The 432-nt window shown below is 50.0% G+C and carries 1 pseudogene; it reads left to right on the top strand.

Annotated features, from left to right (window positions below):
- Positions 1–383 (top strand): annotated as a pseudogene (locus tag ACTHUR_RS21620) (formate/nitrite transporter family protein); the annotation flags it as partial.
- Between the last annotated feature and the right edge of the window lie 49 nt (positions 384–432).

The following is a 432-nucleotide window of genomic DNA, read 5'->3' as shown; positions in this document are numbered from 1 at the left end:
AAGGCAGCGTGGCGGAAAAAACGATTGCGGTGGCGGAAGCCAAAGTCCATATGGATTTCGGCAGGGCTTTCGTCTAGGCGGTCGCGTGTCACTGGATGGTGTGTATGGGTGCGTGGCTGCACTTTGCCGCCAAACATACGGCAGGGCGGATGTTGGCGATTTGGTTTCCCGTGATGATTTTCGTGTTAAACGGTTTCCAACACCTTGTCGCCAATATGTTCGTCATCCCCGCCGGTATTTTGGCGGGCGCAGATATTACATGGGGGCAGTTTTTCTTCAACATGATTCCCGTGTTTTTAGGCAATGTCTTAGGCGGCGCATCGTTTGTCGGCGCATCATACCTTTATACATATAAAGATACGCTGAAAGATTGCGCCGAATAATCTATAGTGGATTAAATTTAAATCAGGACAAGGCGACGAAGCCGCAGAC

The organism is Neisseria sp. P0021.S007 (assembly GCF_051956855.1).
This window is presented reverse-complemented; position numbering and strand designations above follow the sequence as displayed.